Here is an 18,303-nt window from a genome sequence, read left to right as displayed (position 1 = left end):
GGCGACACACTGCAGCGACTGAGTTGATCTGTACTTTATTATCAGCGCGAAATTTAGGATCATGCTTAAGGAGATCTTTGTACATGGATCGTTTTTTTCAGATGACGTTTCTCCCCCATATTGAGAATACATGGAATTTTTTTTTCTGGTTGACAGACCGTGATGGCACGGCACTGCCTTTACCTGAATCAAACGCTTTGCCTTCTTGGCTTTCCGAAACTTCCGATTATCCAACCTATCCTTATACGGCAACATTCATTGACGGAAAACAAGATCATGAGGTTGACGGCATCATCATGCCGATGGCTCACGCTTTTCGGTTGATCCGCAGCGGTATCCTTCAATCGAATAATTCGTTCTACCCTGGACTGACCGTTCAATGGTTTCGGCAAATTTCCGAGGCTGTTCATAGTTTATTAGAAAACGGGCTTTTTTATCCCTTTTTCTATCATTTGCGACGCGGAAAAGATGAACAGTGCTATTTCAGCACATGGATTCCGGATGCAGAACCGCTGCACGAAAGCGGTTTATTCAGCGATTGGCTGAGCCGATTGCCTCGTCTTGCCGTCTCTATCGATGAATTACAAGATCAAAAAGTGCAGCAGTGGCTCTATTTAATTGTCATCTACTGGATCAATGCCTTGATTCGAGAGGTGCGCACAGAAAAAAACCAGACCGATCGGCTTATATCGGCACAGGATCAGAGCGCAGACAAAGCATCTGCGCATGACGACTTGCTGCCGTCCAACGAAAAGGCGTGGAAGATCACCCGCGATCCTAAGGCGATCGAAACTCTGGATCGTCTTGAATTTGAATTGGCGGGATGGGTTCAGCCCGTAGCAACCCCATCCGCGCATGCATGGATTCAGGCACTATTAACGCTAAAGCGTAAACAAATGGACGCTTACTTTGCACCGGAGAAAGCAGAGATCGCACTGCATCCAATCAATCCCCACGATCTTTTTTCTCCAGGAGCACAATGGAACTATTCAATCAGTCTCTCAGGATGGCAAAGCGGCCGACGCACCATCCGTATGCCTGAAAATGATCCTCTGTCGTCGTTGAACGCGAACAGCTGGCTTGCAAAACAGTTAACGTCCCTTCGGACAAAACTGCCGGCATCACTGATTTCTCTACTGAAACGCGCTTATACAGGCACCATGACCGTTGGGGAAATCTCTGAACTTTATCAAAATGAAGAACTTTTGAAGCGTGTTTCCATACATGTCGCTTTTCCAAATGATCTTGAGATTCACGATGCATCGGACGTATCCGTAGATCTTGATATTGAACAGAAAAAAAGTCCTGGAGACAGCTCCTTGTTCGGTTTGAATGCACTCATCAGTTACAACTGGAGAATCGCCGTTGGAGATCTGGAATTCAGCAGTGAAGAATTCGCAACCCTTGTCCGTGCCAACCAGCCGTTTATTCATCACGGAAACCAGTGGATCCATTTACCGGTGAAGCAAATGATCAAGGCCTATGCGGAAATGGAAGATGCGCTCGATTTGCTGAATCAGAGAGCAAACGTTTCCACTGCAATGAAGATCGAGGCAGCACGACGACGTAAACGCAAACCAAGCATTAAAGTCCATCTCAATACCGAATTGGATAATTATTTGAGTCATTTATTTAAGCGCCCGTCTCGAGCAATCACCCTGCCCAACAGTTTTGTCGGCAAACTGCGTCCCTATCAGCAAAAGGGCTATACCTGGCTTGTTCATTTGCGGCACCAGCATGTCGGCGGCTGTCTGGCGGACGATATGGGCCTTGGCAAGACCGTGCAAGCCATCGCTTATTTGGATTATTGCAAACAAAACCCGACACAACCGTCCCCTGATCAGACGGTCAAACGCGGGCCGTCGTTAATTATCTGTCCGACATCGCTCGTTGCAAACTGGAGTCATGAGTGTGCCACCTTTTCCCCCAGTCTCGATGTCTATATTCATCATGGGACCAATCGGCTGCATGGGCGCGCGCTCGATCAGCGTTTGCAGACCTGTGATGTGATGATCACCAGCTATGCGATCTATACGAAAGAAGCCGATCAGCTTGCCTATGAATGGAATTGCTGCATCCTTGATGAAGCCCAGGCGATCAAAAATCCGCATGCGCAAAAAACGCGGGCACTACGACATATCAAAACCGTTCATCGGCTTGTTCTGACCGGCACACCGATTGAAAATCGCTTGGAAGAATTATGGTCAATTATGGAATTCTTAAATCCAGGCTACTTAGGTTCGCTTGACCGATTCCGAGCACGCTTTATTCAGCCGATCGAGAAGAAAAACAATCGTTCCAAAGCGACCCAGCTGACACGTATGATTCAGCCGTTTCTCCTTCGCCGAGAAAAATCGGATAAACGGATCATTCGTGATCTTCCTGAAAAAATTGAAGCAAAGCGCGTCTGCAATCTAACCAAAAATCAGGCATCGCTTTATCAGTCCGTTGTAGACCGACTGAAACAAAATGTCGGTGAGACGGGCGGTATCAAAAGAAAGGGCTTAATTCTGTCTACTTTGACAAGACTGAAACAGGTGTGCGATCATCCGGAACTGGTCAGTGACTTGGATCCTGAGGCCGGTGGAACGTCTGGAAAAATGGAGCTGTTGTTTGATATTCTCGATCCGCTCTTCGATCAGAATGAGAAAGTCCTGCTCTTCACTCAGTACGTCAAAATGGGGAAGATTCTTGTGGATAAAGTGCAGCAAAAGTACCCGGATGCCGCAGTATATTTTCTCCACGGCTCTCTAAGCGCTCATCAGCGTCAGCAGTTAATCACCGATTTTCAAAATAAAGAGAAGCGAAAAACGCTCTTCATTCTTTCATTGAAAGCAGGCGGAGTCGGGCTTAACCTCACGGAGGCCGGCTATGTGATTCATTATGATCGCTGGTGGAATCCTGCTGTGGAAGAACAGGCGACCGATCGTGCCTACCGAATTGGTCAGAAGCGTAATGTTTATGTCTATAAATTGATTTGTGAGGGTACGCTGGAAGAACGGATTGATTTGCTGATTGAACGAAAAAAAGGCTTACAAAAACAAGTTTTGAGCGGCGGCGAGGCGTGGCTGACCGAGATGAGCGATCAGGAACTTTTCGATTTAATCCAGCTGCATGAAGGAGTGGTTTAATATGGTTCGACGCATTACATTCCGCAATGCCAGACTTGCGCACTGGCTTTCCGATTTTGCGGCAACACTTCCGCAAAATCGATTTGAACGGGGGATCATGCTTTATGATAAGCACCGGGTTTGGGATTATCATGCCTCTCAAAATGGCTTGCATGCAAGTGTAGAAGATCTACACAACAGCTTTTATCAAGTCGAAATCAAATGGAGTAACGCTGCAGGTGAAGCAGCAGCACTTCCCAATCCTAATGCAGCTTCCGTTACCTGCAGCTGCGCCTCTGCGGCACACTTCTGCACGCATAGCATCGCAGTCGTGCTCTATTGGATCATGAGGATGGATCAATCCGGATCCATCAATGAATCTGAAACGGCAGTTGATCAAGGCGACAGCCCTGCTTACCAAGTGCTCGAATCGAAAATGAAACAGCTTGCTTCAAAGGCTGCACCAAGCTTTCAAAGGCTGGATGCAAACAAACTTGCCAGTCATCCAGAATTGCAGATCCATCTTGAGAAGATTGTTCGTCAGGTGATGGCCCAAGATCACCAAACCTCTCATCAGCAGCCAACAGAAAATCGGCATTCTTCTGCGCATTAAAACCATTTTTCTCCATCACGAACACTTCCCTTATTCATCGCCAGTTTGTTTCCCCTCCCTGCCCTCTTTTTTTCTCAAGATAACAAAGATTTGCTTATTTCCTAACCGTTCAGTCACATTTGACAGCAAATCCTGTCTTGTTGTCAGGCTTGCTTCGGGTTATAATGCAAATTACATAATGTCGTCTCTTATTAACTGAAAAATAGAAAAGTGCGGACAGTTTCATGAATTGTTCATGCGTTGCGATGCCGTCACAGGGTTGGTGGGACGATGCGATGATTTGAGGAGTGATAAGAATTGAAGAAGGTGTCCGTAGGCTTGCTTGGATTCGGAACAGTCGGTACAGGCGTGGTCAGGCTGCTCACTAAAGATAAAGAGCGGCTTGAAGAACGTACAGGCTGCCAAATCCAATTAGAGAAAATACTTGTCCGCAATAAGAACAGGGCAAGGAAAGTACTCATTGATAACCGTAAATTAACTACAGATGTCTATGAAATTCTTGACAATCCGACTATTAATGTAATTATTGAATTGATTGGCGGGGTCGACCAAGCGTACCGCTATATTCTTCGTGCGCTGAAAAACAAGAAAAACGTCATCACGGCAAACAAGGATCTCATGGCATCCTACGGCGAAGAACTGCTGCTTGAAGCACGCGCGAACCAATGTGACCTGTACTACGAGGCAAGCGTTGCGGGCGGCATCCCGATCCTCCGTACATTGACCGACAGTTTGGCTTCCGACCGTATAAATAAAATGATTGGAATCGTCAACGGAACAACAAACTACATTTTAAGTAAAATGAGTTCAGAAGGATTGTCCTATGAGAAAGCTCTGTCATCAGCGCAGCGGCTCGGTTTCGCAGAATCTGATCCAACTTCGGATGTGGAAGGTCTGGATGCTGCCCGAAAAATGGTCATTCTCAGCCACCTTGCCTATTCCATTCCGGTCAAACTTGCCGATGTAAGCATTAAGGGGATTACAGATGTCACACGCGAGGATATTCAATTTGCCAAAAAACTTGGTTACACGATTAAACTCGTCGGTGTATCCGAAGTCAGCAATGGTGCAATCGATATTCGCGTCGAGCCGACCCTCTTGCCGGACCTTCATCCGCTTGCATCCGTTGAAAATGAAAACAACGCGATTTATGTCCACAGTGAAGCGCTTGGGCAGACGATGTACTACGGCGCCGGTGCCGGTGAAGGACCAACCGCTGTTTCCGTCGTTTCCGATTTGATTTCCGTTGCACGCAATATAGCTTTAAATGTGACCGGGAACCATATCTTTATTCCGAAGAAAGAGCTTCACTCGCGCAAGGACAGTCTCGTTGAAAGCCAGTTCTTTATTCGCATGCATATGAAGGATGAACCCGGTTCATTCTCCAAACTTACCGATCTGTTTCGTGAACAGCGCATCAGTTTGGGCAAGCTCTATCAAGAGCCAATTCCGGGCAGCGACGTTGCTGAGGTTGCAATTATCACCCATATCACCAACAAAGTGCTTTTCGAGAATTCCTTTGCGATGCTAAAAAAATTAGATGTCGTCGTAAATGCCAAATACTTCCGTGTTGAAAGGGGTTAAGAATCATGGCTTGGAAAGGTTTAATGGAAAAATACAAGGACGTTTTGCCGGTTACAGACAAAACGCCTCGTTTGACGCTTCTCGAAGGAAACACACCGCTCATACCGCTTGAGAAACTATCAAAGAAATTAGGATGCGAGATTTACGGAAAATTTGAAGGACTTAACCCGACAGGCAGTTTCAAGGATCGCGGCATGTTTCTTGCTGTCGCAAAAGCGAAAGAAAACGGAAGCACCGGGGTCATCTGCGCATCTACTGGAAATACTTCGGCGTCCGCAGCCGCTTACAGCGCGCGCGCAGGTATGAACTGCATTATTGTCATACCAAAAGGGAAAATTGCACTCGGAAAATTAGCACAATCCGTGATGTACGGTGCGAAAATATTCGAAGTGAATGGAAACTTTGACCAAGCCCTTGATATTGTCCGCTACACAGGCAAGCATTCCGAATTAGCGATCGTCAATTCAATCAACCCGTTCCGTCTTGAAGGACAGAAAACCGGTGCGTATGAAATCGTTGACCAATTGGGCGAAGCACCGGACGTTCTTTGCATCCCGGTCGGTAACGCAGGAAACATTTCCGCCTACTGGAAAGGATTTAAAGAATTGCGCGATGCGAAGCAGATCGAAGCTCCGGAAATTCACGGATTTGAAGCTGAAGGATCAGCCGCAATCGTGAAAAATAAAGTGATCGAGCATCCAGAAACGATTGCGACTGCAATTCGAATCGGTAACCCGGCAAGCTGGAAATTAGCCGTAGCAGCCGAGCAGGAATCTGGAGGAGAAATTGATTCGGTCACTGATGACGAGATCATTGCTGCGTATAAATTAATCGCACGGACTGAGGGCGTTTTTGCAGAACCCGCATCCTGCGCATCCATTGCCGGTCTGATCAAGCATGTTGAAGCTGGAAAAATTAAAAAAGGTTCGAAAATTGTCTGTATCTTGACAGGTAACGGATTAAAAGATCCGGCAACTGCTATGGATACGTTGACCATCGAACCAACAATTATCGGTGCTGACCCTTCTGCTGTTGTCGACCATCTACAGCAGGTGTCACAATGAGCAAGCCTTCAACCTTTCAGATTAAAGTACCCGGGAGTACGGCGAATCTTGGTCCCGGGTTCGATTCAATCGGTATGGCTGTAAACCGCTATCTGCTTCTGGAAGCGGATAAATCAGAGAATTGGTCGTTTCACTATCTCGATCAGCCCAAGTTCCGCCCTGCTCTGGAAAGTAACTTAATTTACGTTACCGCAAAGAAAATTGCCGACGAGTATGGGAAAACACTTCCTGCCTATTCTGTGAACGTACGAAATGAAATTCCGCTCTCTCGCGGTCTGGGCAGTAGCGGTTCGGCAATTATCGCAGGTATTGAGCTTGCTGATTTTCTGCTTGATCTCAAACTTCCTGTTGAAGAAAAGTTATGGATCGCTTGCCAAACGGAAGGTCATCCCGATAACGTCTCTGCTTCGCTGTATGGTGGGCTTGTGATTTCGTCTCAGTCTCAAACGAAGGTAACCAGTATGTGTTTACCCGCACCAGATTACGATTTTGTCACGGTCATTCCAAATTTTGAGTTAAAAACGAGCGATGCACGCAAAGCCCTCCCTCTGTCCCTTTCATTCAAGCAGGCCGTTGAAGCAAGCAGTGTCGGCAATGTTCTGGTTGCTGCACTGCTCAGCGGAGATGGAAAAAAAGCAGGACAGATGATGGCGAGCGATAAATTTCATCAACCTTATCGCGCAAATTTAATCCCGTGTATGGATAAAATAATACGTCTTGCTCATGCAAATGGTGCCTACGGGACCTTTTTAAGCGGTGCAGGTCCTACAGTAATGTCTCTCACCGAACGCAGTAGGAGCAGTAAATTATGCAGCCTGCTGCGCGATGCATTCCCTGATTATGAATGTACGATACTAAGGCCCGTAAATGACGGTGTACGTACCACCGTTCCCGCAGAAAAATAATTCAGCCGAGCATCTTTATGAAAAACCGGGCAAAAGCGCCCGGTCTTTACTTCCGCAGGATGCGGTGGCTTTGATTCATCACGTGTGCACGGGTACGCTTCGGTTACTCGCTTGCCGCGGGCGCCAGAGTACCTCCGCTTTGATTCTTGGCCAAGACACGGGTCTATTGGTTTTGAAGATGAGGCAAAATCAGCTACTTTCTTATCCTGTAAATAGAAACCTCCTTATTGTCCAAACTAGAGACAGTAAGGAGGTTTTTTTATGAAAATACGCATTGGTTGGTCGTTTATCTTCTTTTTTGCGTTGCTCTTAGGCGGATTATATATTATTTATCTCATCTTAGGCTCACACTGACGCCTCATGTCGATCATTTAGTTTGAGAAATCGTTTTCATTATTTCCTAAGTTTAACCCTGTAAAAGGATGCTGTTCTGCGTGTCGTCGCTCAACTGTGCTTCTTTACGTTGATTCATCATACTCACAAACAGCGCATCGATGAGTGTCATTTGTGCTGCGCGGGCCACATAAGACTCTGAGCGAAAGTCAGTCGGTACAGCAACGGTATGAAGCGAAACATCCATTAATTCGCCCAGTGCGGATTTCATGAATCCGGTAATGCCGATCGCCGGACATTTCTTTTGTTTCACCATTTTTGCTACTTGAACCAAATGCTTATCCGTTGCCGAATAAGAGATAAATACGGCAGCATCGAGATTGGATAGCTGCGTGGCAGACAACATCTGAAATTCTCCATCATTTGGTGCATACGTCATCACACCGGCACGAACAAATTTACGATGCGCTTCTTGAGCAATGAGTGCGGAACCGCTGCTCCCAAACAAGGCAATACGATTTGAATGGGTCAAAATGCGAACGGCCTGTTTAAAATCCGTACGGTTCAAAATCTGATACGTGTTTTCCAATGTACGGATATTGTCTTGAAAGACTTGCTCGGCCAGTTTCATCATTTCATCACTCGACTCATTCTTAATTGCTTCATCGAAACGCTGACTTCGTGCAATATCCGAGGCAAGCACGATTTTCATTTCCTGAAAGCCCTTAAAGTCGAGACGTCGGCAAAAGCGGAACACGGTCGCATCCGCAACCTTAATTCGCGCCGACACTTGGTTAATGCTGCTGTGAATCGTTTCTTTTGGATGATTTAATATATAGTCGGCAATTCTTCGTTCCTTTTCACTCAGATGCGGATAGGCGGACTGAATACGTACGATACATTGACTTTCCGTCATGTTTTTATCCCTCCCTATACTATAAATCCATTGTACATCAAACGCTTTCATTTGAAAATAATTTTCCGTGAAACGCTTTCATTTTTTTTGCTTTTCACATTCTTTTTCGTCCTTGATCGTTCTTTATGCACAGCTTCTTCTCATCCTGCGCATGCGTCATGTCAGCCATTGTCACGCCTTCTTTACAATTCACCAGTTCCATGTTTAAATGATGGAGACTGGCGAAATGCGCGCGTCCTACCAAATTGCTGGGAGCAAAGTGCAGAGGCATAACAAAACCTAAAGCCAGATTTGACAAAATGAGCGAAACTAGAACTGAATGAGGGGTGGAGCGATCACTATGTTTAAAAAGTCTCTTCAAAATCTCCGTGCCTATAATCCTGGGCCGTCTGTTGAAGAAATAAAAAAAATGTACGGCTTATCTCGCGTCGTTAAACTCGATTCCAATGAAAATGTCTATGGGGCCTCCCCAAATGTGCGCAAGGCGATTACCTTGGACGCTTTGCTTCCAGAACTCTATCCGGATTGTCAGGATCTAGACCTCAGGCTGGAACTTTCTCGGCGACTTGGTCCGGCACCGGAACATTTTCTTTTCGGTAGCGGTCTCGATGAAATCATCGTTTTAATCAGCAGAGCCTTTCTTGAGCCTGGAAACAGTATCATCATGGCTTGGCCGACGTTCTATGAATACTATTGTCATGCACAAATTGAAGGAGCAGATACACGCAAAGTCCCTTGCCGATCAGACGGAAAACACGATTGGAAGGCGATGCTGCAGGCAATCGATGAAACGACGAAGGTCGTCTGGATCTGCAATCCGAATAACCCGACAGGCACTTATCTGACGAAAAGCGAACTTGATCAATTCATAGACTCCGTTCCAAGCAATGTACTGGTCGTACTGGATGAGGCCTATATCGACTTTGTCACCGCAGAGGATTTTCCTAACGGACTGGACTATTTGAATGACTATGAAAATGTACTTGTGCTTAGAACCTTTTCTAAGTCTTATGGCCTGGCATCGTTTCGAATCGGTTATGCAATCGGCAGCTTAACTGTGATTAATGAACTAGACAAAGTGCGTCCTCCTTTTAACAATCCAAGATTAAGCCAAGTGGCCGCATTAGCTGCCCTCAAAGATGATTCGTTCAAGGAAGACTGCCTACATAAAAACCGGGAAGTCATGGCCATGACCACCGCTTTTCTTAAGGAAAAAGGGATTCGTTACGATAAATCTCAAGCCAACTTCATCTTCATTCGCGTCAATGAACCAAAGCGAATGGCGATGATTTGTAAGCAGAACGGCTTCCTGATTAATCCTTTTGAAGATGGTGTGCGTGTGACTCTGGGAAAAATGGAAGACATGAAACAATTTTTGAAACTGCTTGAATCGGCTATTGACGAGGCATCGGCAGTGGTAGGCAGCAGTAAGAAATAATTTTTCCAGAAAGAATTAAACGATTTTTCTTTACAAATTGTCAGATAGCAGTTACAATTTAGACACAATCAAGCAAACAATTTAATAAGAACTTGCGATGATGGAGACAACAAGCGTTTGCCTGTGCGTTGCAGAGAGCCGGTGCAAGGCTGGAAACCGGTACGCGCAACAATCGCTTGAGCACTCCGTAGCAGATGAGCGGAACATTGATTCACGCTGAACCATGAGAATCAATTAGTATGCACATTCGGCCTTAGGTCGTTAATGAAGGAATGAAGGCTGCTGAAGCAGAATTGTTTCAGCAGCAAATGAGGGTGGCACCGCGAATATCAACGTCCCTCGCAGTATGTAGAATCATGCTGCGGGGGACGTTTTTATTATATAAAATTGGACGGCATGCGCTTGTGATGCCAGATCCGCCATTTAGATAATCAGAGAGGATGAGTTCATTGTTTTTAGATCAGACCTATTTGTTTACACCAGGACCGACCCCTATCCCAAATAAAATCAACGCCGCGATGGCGCGTCCGATGATCGGACACCGGAGTCCTGACTTCTCCGTACTGATTGAAGATGTCGCAACACGGCTAGAACCGATATTCGGCACGAAGCATCCCGTTATGATTTTAACCAGCAGCGGCACTTCCGCACTTGAAGCTGCCGTCGTGAACACGATTCATGAAGGCGATCATGCTATTGTGATTGTTGCCGGATCTTTTGGCGACCGACTGGCAACGATCGCAGAAAATTACGGAGCTTCTGTTCATCGTTTGAATGTTGAGTGGGGCAAATCATGTACGCCGGAAATGCTTGAAGCATTTATTGACGAACTCGGCGACACACCCATCAAAGCGGTATTCGGTACATTCAACGAAACATCAACCGGTGTCTTGAACCCCATCCATGCATTAGGTCAAGTTGTCAAAACGAAAACCGACGCCCTGTTCATCGTGGACGGAGTCAGCTGCATCGGCGCTGTTCCGGTAGATATGGAGAACGATCACGTCGACATTCTTGTCACCAGCTCGCAAAAAGCACTCATGCTCCCTCCTGGCTTGGCATTTGCCGCATTCAGTGATCGCGGTCTGCAGGCCATTCGTGAATGCCCGGAACGACGTTTTTATCTCGATTTAAAACGCTATGTCGATACCTATGAAAAACAAAAATCAACGCCGTTCACACCGGCTGTTTCACTCATACAAGGTGCCCAAGCGGTTTGTGACATGATCGAAGAAGAAGGATGGGAAAATGTAATCAAACGTCACCTTCTGCTTCGTGACATGCTACGCGCCGGAATCCGTGAATTGGGGCTTCCGCTTCTGACTTCTGAGGAAGATGCCTCTCCAACCGTAACCGCGGTTAAACCAGAAGGGATCGCTGCACCGGCTATTCAAAAAGCACTTAAGAAAGATTTTGCAATCACAATCGCCGGCGGACAGAAAGATCTAAAAGGAAAAATTTTCCGAATCGGCCACATGGGCTATTGCACACCATTCGATGTACTGAAAGTTTTAAGCGCACTTGAAATGACGCTCGCCAAATTCGGACAGGCTCCTCATTTTGGTGCAGCGGTTAAAAAAGCTGAGGAGGTTTATGTAAAAAATGTATAAAGTTATCGTCACAGATCCGATTAGCGAGAGCGGACTAAAAGCACTGACTGAGCACGATGCATTCCAAGTTGAGCAGCGTGTTGGTCTTGAACCTGAAGTACTTGCAGAAGTGATTGGCGATTATGACGCCTTGATCGTCCGCAGCCAAACGCAGGTCACCCGCGACATCATCCAGGCAGCAGACCGTTTGAAAGTCATCGCGCGCGCCGGTGTCGGTGTTGACAATATCGACATTGATGCGGCAACCGAAAAAGGAATTATTGTCATCAATGCACCTGCCGGAAACACAATCGCAGCTACCGAGCATACGCTTGCAATGATGTTGGCACTTGCCCGCAATATTCCTCAGGCATACGGATCGCTGACCTCGGGAAAATGGGAACGCAAACGGTTCAAGGGCGTTGAACTTTACCAGAAGACGCTCGGCGTTGTCGGCATGGGCAGAATTGGCACTGAAGTTGCTAAACGCGCTAAAGGATTTCAGATGAACATTCTCGGCTATGATCCGTTTCTCACCGAGGATCGTGCGAAGAAACTTGGCATCATCAAAGCCAGCTTGGATGACATTGCGGCTCAAGCGGATTTCATTACCGTCCACACGCCGCTTACTCCCGAAACACGTGGATTGATCAACGCAGAATACTTTGAGAAAACTAAAAAAGGTGTGCGTTTCATCAACTGTGCACGTGGTGGAATTATCGATGAACAAGCACTCGTTGACGCGGTGAACAGCGGGAAAGTCGCCGGCGCTGCAATTGATGTGTTCGAACATGAACCACCGGAAACCCCAGGACTGACTCAAAATCCAAGAATTATTGTCACACCGCACCTTGGTGCATCAACAACTGAAGCCCAAGAAAAAGTAGCTGAATCGGTCAGTGAAGAAATCCGCGATATTTTAACAAGCGGAAGCGTGCAACACGCGATCAATTTGCCGCATATTTCTGCAACGGTAAAACAGAAAATCAAGCCTTATTTGACACTTAGCGAACAAATGGCCGAGCTTCTGATGCAAATTTTTAAGAAGGCTCCGAAAAATATTAAAATTAATTATTACGGAGAACTCTTCTTGGAAGACACCGGGTTGCTCACTCGTCAAATGATTAAAGCCCTGCTCTCTTATTACCTTGATTCATCGATCAACATCGTCAATGTGATGCAGGTGCTTAAAGCACACGGACTTGCTTACAGTGTGCAAAAGAATGCCGCACACAAAGGATTTACCAATTTCATTGAGTTGGAAATTGGAAACGGTGAGGACAAGGCAACAATCGCGTGCACCTATTTGTCCGGCTTCGGCGGCCGCATTGTTTCGGTCAACGGCTACCGTCTCGATATGGAACCGGAACGTTACTTGCTGTACATTGACCATATGGATGTTCCAGGAATGATCGGCAATGTGGGCTCAATTCTTGGAAAAGGCAAGATCAATATAGGCAGCATGTACGTCGGCCGTGAAACCATTGGCGGAAAAGCCGTGATGGTGCTGACGGTGGACAAACCGGTCCCTGAAGAGATCCGCAGCGACATTCTTAGAATTAACGACTTAAATGATGTTCAGTTTGCTGAAATTAACATTGAAGAATCCGTTGACTAATTGATTCGCCAATTCGATTAAAAATCCTGCTCCCAAAATGTTGGGAGCAGGATTTTTTTTATAGCACGAGTCAACAGCTTGTGAACACGGGCTGGCACATTGGGCCAAACAAGGAAAACCTTCTCAAGAACAGGCTGCTCCAATGGCCCCGCAATAAACACCATTCTGTGGAAGAATTGCCGTAATTCCCCATTGCGCGCAGTATTGTGCAGCAATCTCCTTCAGCTGTTTATTCCCAGACAACGCACCGCCGACAAAAATCACGGTGTCCACCTCTGCTTTCTGCGCTGCTAAGATGCTGAGCGAGGTCACTGTTTCTGCGACAAGACCAATAATCGAGGCAATTTGATCCTCGGGAGACAAAGAACGCGTATTCTCTGATAGGGCACCGAAGTTGCTTGCAGTCAGGTCGCCTGCAATTGGCGGTTCCTCGCCTTCATAGATCCGTGCTACCGTTAAATCAATGATGTCTCGCTTTCCACGCGCGGCATAACGGAGCAAGGTCTTAAAATCGTAGATGCCGGTTAGCAAACCGGTTAAACCCATGAGCGTTCCGCCACCGACTCCGCTCCCGCCCAGCCAATCCATTGCCCCATCGTGAACGTAATTCAGCGATGTTCCGGTACCAACCGTTGTGAGCAAGAATCGGTTCGGAACAGTGGTGCATTCACGAGCCAGCAACTGTCGTGCGCCTTGCGCCGACGCTGCAAATTCCGGCAAAACGGAACAGAATCTGTCCGTAAGCTTCTCCTTCAGGTGCGCCGCTCTTCCCCCTGTAAGCATAACCAAGCGCTCAGGATATTCATGGGCGAGCCAGTCTGCACAGGCATCACTCCGGGTGCTTGGAAAGGAGCGATAGAGCCAGCCTTCTTCTGTTTGCAGTGCAACTTTAATCAGCGTACCGCCGGCATCGATTCCAATCTTTTCTGTCATAGGCCGCCTGCCCCCTTCTCCCGGGCAACGTTTTTTAACTTGTCCAGGCACTGCGTTTTACTTTGCATTTTTGATTAAAAAATAAAGGCGAGCCGCAGCCCGCTTGTTCCTGCTTTCTCTTATTTTTCCAAGAGACCAAGAACCAGATCCTTTACATCCGCTACTGAATCAAGAATAAAATCAGCACCATGCGTCTCCAACTCGCTGCGTGCCGCCTGACCGGAAAGTCCGGTCAGGACACCGGCAAAACGGCAGCCAAGCTGCTTCGCACAGAGCAGGTCGGCAAGCGAGTCACCAACGATCATCACCGCATCACCGTTCGGGAGAGGCTCAGGCGTGCGCGCGGTCCATTTTTTCAGATCACTGTCCTTACCGTAATAGGAGGCAAGGTAAGTAAATGGATGCGGCTTGGCGAGTGGTGCTGCATCAAATTTCTTCTCAGCATCCAGCACGTCATCAGCCGTAGCGATATGATTCTGATCCAGTTCACCGATCCAATTCAAGTAGGTAAACGGTTTAAACGTTTCAAGCCGAGGGCGTCCGGTAGCAATACCTACGTTGATCCCCTGCTCGCGAAAAGCGTGAAACATCGTGCGAATAAATGCAGGATCCGCAAGCGTCACTTCCTCATTCATGAACCCTTTCTTACCCGTCTGAACCGATGGCGTTCCGGTCGCGCCCAGAACATTCTCATCACCAATGTACCATTCTTGCGACGCATGCTCGCCAATATGCCAGAAGGCGCTCTTAGGTTTGAACACATCGGTTTTAACACCGAAACGTTTGGCAACAAGTTCATTTAAATAAAAAATCAGTTCTTGTTTCTCTGCTTTTGTCTCTTTATAATCAACCATGAATCGATGAAAATCCGGTTTTACCGGATACTTACGGAACAAACTCCGAAAGGCTGCCAGTGTCTTGTGGTCGATTGGTTCGGTTAACAACCGCACCGCTTGATCGCGCGCCTCATCCGGAAGCTGCGCTGCAAGATGAATTAATTGAACCGATGTGGTGATGTAGATCATATCCCAATTCGCATTCATTCCGCGTGACTTCAAAAAGTTTAGAACATCGTCATTCAAGAATACTTTTGATCGTATCGCAGCAATTTCCTGATCACTGTATTCGGTTTGAAAAGGCTGTTCGCCGCCCAATCCTAAATAGTGACTGCTCATCAGCAATTCTCGCACTGTTAATGCTGATGCATCGAAATAACGTTCCTCGCTTAGAAAAACACCGTCAACATCGAATAAAACCGTTTGAATCATTTTTTCACCGATCCTCTCGCTCTTTTTATCAGTTTACCATAGTAAAGCGGTTGTCCGCATTCACTTGCTGTCCAAACCGCGTCCTTTTTGTGCAATAAATGTCCAGTTTTGGCCGCCATTATTCGTTTGATACAGATCGCCGCGCTGGGTAAAAAGGACGGCTTGTCCTTGGTGTCGCGGATTTTGCACAATTTTTATTAGACGATCTCGTTCAACTGTTCCAGTATCTAATTGAATCGTTTTCTGCTGTTTCGGTACAATTTGATAAAGCATCGATTCTTTTCCGGAAACAGCTGCGAATAGAGAGGCTTTTTGATCAAAGCTATAGGCAGCACTCGTCACCAACTGTCCTTTTAAAAAGTGTTCAAAATGCGCACCTTGATCATTGCTGAGGTACAATCCTTTGGAAGTTCCAATCGCAACCTGATTTTTATCAATTGGGGACGCAGTCAGAAATGAGACGTTTCCCGTAATCCGAATACTGCCGCCCGGCTGCCAGGACCGTCCCTGGTCATCCGACCAGCGTAGAACGAAAACTTCCCCAGTCTTCTTTTGAAGTTGATAAATCCGCCCGGTTGCATAACCAATCGTCATCAATCCACTTTGCTTGTCCAGCTTGTGCCGCTGCATGGTCGCTTGATCCAATCTCTTCCATTCGAGCATCCCCGACTCATTCAGTTGTAGCAAGCCGGTATGTATCGGCCAATATTGAGCGGGTTTTTCACCGCCTTTTAATTTATGCGTCTGCCATTGGCCGTCCTTATAGGTGACCAGCTGCTTGTCTGCTGTAGCAAGCCATAAAGTCTCTCCATCACTGCTGTATCCGGCACCGAGCAGATGCGAAAAGCGAACGCTGCTCGTTCCGCCAGAATTTGCTTCGTGAACGGCATAAATAATCCATAAAGTTATTCCCGCGAGCAGAAGGATGAAGATGATCTTTGCAAGCAGCAGCCAGAAAACCCAATGGACACTGCGCTTGCCGGATGTTTGTCCGTTTGTTTCTGTCACATGAAACCACTCCGTCTATTGAGATCTTCCTCTAGTGTAGCGAATCTGTGAAAAAAAGCCGAGCAGACTGCTCATTCATCACCGCCCTATAGTCAGCGGCACTGCTCATCGAATCGGCGTCAGTCGCCGTTAAACAGATTCCAAATGCCGCCGCCAAGGCTTCCTTCATCCTTGCTTCTGCCTGCAGGATTACCCGGCATCGCACTGAACACGCGGCTCGCCAGGCGGCTGAAAGGAAGCGATTGAACGAGCACTTTGCCCGGTCCCCGCAAACTCGCAAAGAAAAGGCCTTCGCCTCCGAACAGGGCTGTCTTGATGCCGCGCACAAACGTGATGTCATAATCAACATCGCGAGTCATGGCGACGAGGCATCCGGTATCGACCTTAAGCGTTTCTCCAGGAGCAAGGGTCAATTCTTTCACCATACCACCGGCATGAACAAAGGCCATTCCGTCTCCTTCAAGCTTCTGCATAATGAACCCCTCACCACCGAAAAAGCCAGCACCCAACCGTTTCTGAAAGGCGATACCGACAGAAACACCTTTTGCTGCACAAAGGAATGCATCCTTTTGGCAAATCATCCGGCCGCTGTATAGGCTCAAGTCAAGCGGAATAATTTTTCCCGGATAAGGAGAGGCAAACGATACATGCCGTTTTCCTCCTCCTTCATTGGTGAATGCGGTCATGAACAAACTCTCACCAGTCAGCATCCGTTTCCCGGCGCTGAATAATTTTCCCATGACACCGCCTTGCTCGGCGCCATCGCCGAAAATCGTTTCCATCGTAATCCCGTCTTCCATCATCATAAAACTGCCGGCTTCGGCAATGACTGTTTCACTTGAATCAAGCTCAATTTCAACAAACTGCATCTCTTGACCTTCAATTTTATAGTCAATATCGTGATTATTCATTGGATTGTCCGCCTTCCTTATTACAATGATTGATACAGTGATGAATTCTGATCGACTCTGCCAGATCGAAAGAAGAAACTGCAAAGGCTTATTTATAAGCGATGATATAGTAGTCGGTTACGGGTTCCCTAAAAACGCCCGATGAATCAATTGTTTTCAATACATCATAGATTTCCTTTTCAAATTGTGGCGCTTCTTTGCCAAGTTGAGTTTTCCGACACGTTGATGTGGAATAAAGATAGCCGATGATGGAAGGTATATCGCGCTCACGTTCCGAGTGGATCTGTCCGGTCAATAAGGAATGAAACGAAGATTGAGCAACGATGTGTTCATGGCGAACCGCGTTGATGCGTCGATTGCGGTTCGGAAACCACTTGTCAACAACGTGCTGCACTGCCTTCTGCCACTCTAATGAACGGTCACCAAGGATATGCCCCTGTCCGACCAGAGCGAGTGCGCCGCCTTCTTCAAGAAGATCATAGCTCAATTTCAGCACATGTTCGCGATCCATCCAATGAAAAGCATCACCAGCTGTAATCATACGGAAGCTGCCGAGTGCGGGGCTAATTTTTTCCGAAGGCATTTTCATCCACTTCATCTTTTTTATGTTGAGCAGTTCGCACTGACTTTGAGCAGATTTCAACATGTCTGAACTGACATCAATCCCAACCGTTTCTTCAAAGTACTGTGCGAGAGGAAAAGTCAATTTTCCTGTCCCACAGCCAAGATCAAGCAGCCGGCCTTCACCATTCAAGTGGCACTTATTCGCTAACGTATCGATTAATCGGTCACTGTATTGACCACGGTATTTCAGATAATAGTAGGCTGCTCCGTCATACAGGCCATGTGTTTGCATAATCTCTTTCACCTTATCACCTGTTTTCTCATGCGATTCGATTCTCATACATACATTCGTATGGAAAGAAAATTTTTTTCCAATCAGAAGATGCACTCGCTCTCATTTCAAAGCGATGAACACCTTTATTATTTTAACATAAGATACCTTCGGAACG

General features: G+C 46.8%; 14 protein-coding genes. 8 read left to right on the top strand and 6 right to left on the bottom strand.

From position 1 onward, the window contains the following. Positions 1–83 precede the first annotated feature (83 nt). The 5 genes from AA84_RS0103295 (at position 84) to thrB (ending at position 7,276) form a co-directional block, all read left to right on the top strand. Positions 84–3,131 carry a DEAD/DEAH box helicase gene (locus tag AA84_RS0103295; RefSeq protein ID WP_028976007.1) on the top strand — a complete coding sequence of 1,016 codons (3,048 nt, stop codon included), beginning with the start codon at positions 84–86 and terminating at the stop codon, positions 3,129–3,131. Position 3,132: 1 nt separating this feature from the next. Beyond that, positions 3,133–3,723 (top strand): hypothetical protein, encoded by a 591-nt coding sequence (locus AA84_RS18275; protein ID WP_051575289.1) that lies wholly within the window; start codon positions 3,133–3,135, stop codon positions 3,721–3,723. Between the two features lie 297 nt (positions 3,724–4,020). After that, positions 4,021–5,307 (top strand): homoserine dehydrogenase, encoded by a 1,287-nt coding sequence (locus AA84_RS0103285; protein ID WP_028976006.1) that lies wholly within the window; start codon positions 4,021–4,023, stop codon positions 5,305–5,307. Between the two features lie 5 nt (positions 5,308–5,312). Beyond that, on the top strand, positions 5,313–6,371 hold the full coding sequence (gene thrC, locus AA84_RS0103280; RefSeq protein WP_028976005.1) for a threonine synthase: 1,059 nt from the start codon (positions 5,313–5,315) through the stop codon (positions 6,369–6,371). After that, positions 6,368–7,276, top strand: coding sequence for a homoserine kinase (gene thrB / locus AA84_RS0103275; protein WP_028976004.1), 909 nt, complete (start codon positions 6,368–6,370; stop codon positions 7,274–7,276). Before thrC ends, thrB begins: the two co-directional genes overlap by 4 nt. Before the next feature lie 406 nt (positions 7,277–7,682). Here thrB and AA84_RS0103265 read toward each other — a convergent pair whose 3' ends face one another. After that, positions 7,683–8,525 carry a MurR/RpiR family transcriptional regulator gene (locus tag AA84_RS0103265; RefSeq protein WP_028976003.1) on the bottom strand — a complete coding sequence of 281 codons (843 nt, stop codon included), beginning with the start codon at positions 8,523–8,525 and terminating at the stop codon, positions 7,683–7,685. A 340-nt stretch (positions 8,526–8,865) separates the two neighbouring features. Here AA84_RS0103265 and hisC point away from each other — a divergent pair, with 340 nt between their 5' ends. The 3 genes from hisC to serA all read left to right on the top strand — a co-directional run bounded on the left by hisC (position 8,866) and on the right by serA (position 13,170). Continuing rightward, positions 8,866–9,963 (top strand): histidinol-phosphate transaminase, encoded by a 1,098-nt coding sequence (gene hisC / locus AA84_RS0103255; RefSeq protein WP_037562857.1) that lies wholly within the window; start codon positions 8,866–8,868, stop codon positions 9,961–9,963. A gap of 449 nt (positions 9,964–10,412) precedes the next feature. Next, complete coding sequence (locus AA84_RS0103250) at positions 10,413–11,573, top strand: pyridoxal-phosphate-dependent aminotransferase family protein (protein ID WP_028976001.1); 1,161 nt, start codon at positions 10,413–10,415, stop codon at positions 11,571–11,573. Next, positions 11,566–13,170 (top strand): phosphoglycerate dehydrogenase, encoded by a 1,605-nt coding sequence (gene serA, locus AA84_RS0103245; protein WP_028976000.1) that lies wholly within the window; start codon positions 11,566–11,568, stop codon positions 13,168–13,170. Before AA84_RS0103250 ends, serA begins: the two co-directional genes overlap by 8 nt. 123 nt (positions 13,171–13,293) lie before the next feature. Here serA and coaW read toward each other — a convergent pair whose 3' ends face one another. The 5 genes from coaW to AA84_RS0103220 form a co-directional block, all read right to left on the bottom strand. Next, a complete protein-coding gene (gene coaW / locus AA84_RS0103240; RefSeq protein WP_028975999.1) occupies positions 13,294–14,103 on the bottom strand; it encodes a type II pantothenate kinase in 810 nt (269 codons plus the stop codon). Positions 14,104–14,222: 119 nt separating this feature from the next. Further along, entirely contained in the window at positions 14,223–15,371 is a 1,149-nt protein-coding gene (locus AA84_RS0103235; protein ID WP_010026017.1) for an HAD family hydrolase, read from the bottom strand. Positions 15,372–15,431: 60 nt separating this feature from the next. After that, the gene (locus AA84_RS0103230; protein WP_028975998.1) at positions 15,432–16,379 is read right to left on the bottom strand and encodes a hypothetical protein; all 948 of its coding nucleotides are present in this window, start codon (positions 16,377–16,379) and stop codon (positions 15,432–15,434) included. Between the two features lie 119 nt (positions 16,380–16,498). Beyond that, the gene (locus tag AA84_RS0103225; protein ID WP_010026014.1) at positions 16,499–17,290 is read right to left on the bottom strand and encodes a TIGR00266 family protein; all 792 of its coding nucleotides are present in this window, start codon (positions 17,288–17,290) and stop codon (positions 16,499–16,501) included. A gap of 88 nt (positions 17,291–17,378) precedes the next feature. Beyond that, on the bottom strand, positions 17,379–18,146 hold the full coding sequence (locus AA84_RS0103220) for a class I SAM-dependent methyltransferase (protein ID WP_160168688.1): 768 nt from the start codon (positions 18,144–18,146) through the stop codon (positions 17,379–17,381). Positions 18,147–18,303: the final 157 nt, after the last annotated feature.

It is taken from the genome of Sporolactobacillus terrae DSM 11697 (assembly GCF_000648615.1).
GTDB classification, from domain to species: Bacteria; Bacillota; Bacilli; order Bacillales; family Sporolactobacillaceae; genus Sporolactobacillus; species Sporolactobacillus terrae.
Note: the sequence above shows the minus strand (reverse complement) of the source record. Positions and strands in the feature narration are given on the sequence as shown.

Bases quoted from the DNA above. Each gene is read 5' to 3' on its own strand.
- AA84_RS0103295 (WP_028976007.1), top strand. From the start codon at position 84: ATGGATCGTTTTTTTCAGATGACGTTTCTCCCCCATATTGAGAATACA.
- AA84_RS18275 (WP_051575289.1), top strand. From the start codon at position 3,133: ATGGTTCGACGCATTACATTCCGCAATGCCAGACTTGCGCACTGGCTT.
- thrC (WP_028976005.1), top strand. From the start codon at position 5,313: ATGGCTTGGAAAGGTTTAATGGAAAAATACAAGGACGTTTTGCCGGTT.
- thrB (WP_028976004.1), top strand. From the start codon at position 6,368: ATGAGCAAGCCTTCAACCTTTCAGATTAAAGTACCCGGGAGTACGGCG.
- AA84_RS0103265 (WP_028976003.1), bottom strand. From the start codon at position 8,525: ATGACGGAAAGTCAATGTATCGTACGTATTCAGTCCGCCTATCCGCAT.
- hisC (WP_037562857.1), top strand. From the start codon at position 8,866: ATGTTTAAAAAGTCTCTTCAAAATCTCCGTGCCTATAATCCTGGGCCG.
- serA (WP_028976000.1), top strand. From the start codon at position 11,566: ATGTATAAAGTTATCGTCACAGATCCGATTAGCGAGAGCGGACTAAAA.
- coaW (WP_028975999.1), bottom strand. From the start codon at position 14,103: ATGACAGAAAAGATTGGAATCGATGCCGGCGGTACGCTGATTAAAGTT.
- AA84_RS0103235 (WP_010026017.1), bottom strand. From the start codon at position 15,371: ATGATTCAAACGGTTTTATTCGATGTTGACGGTGTTTTTCTAAGCGAG.
- AA84_RS0103225 (WP_010026014.1), bottom strand. From the start codon at position 17,290: ATGAATAATCACGATATTGACTATAAAATTGAAGGTCAAGAGATGCAG.
- AA84_RS0103220 (WP_160168688.1), bottom strand. From the start codon at position 18,146: ATGCAAACACATGGCCTGTATGACGGAGCAGCCTACTATTATCTGAAA.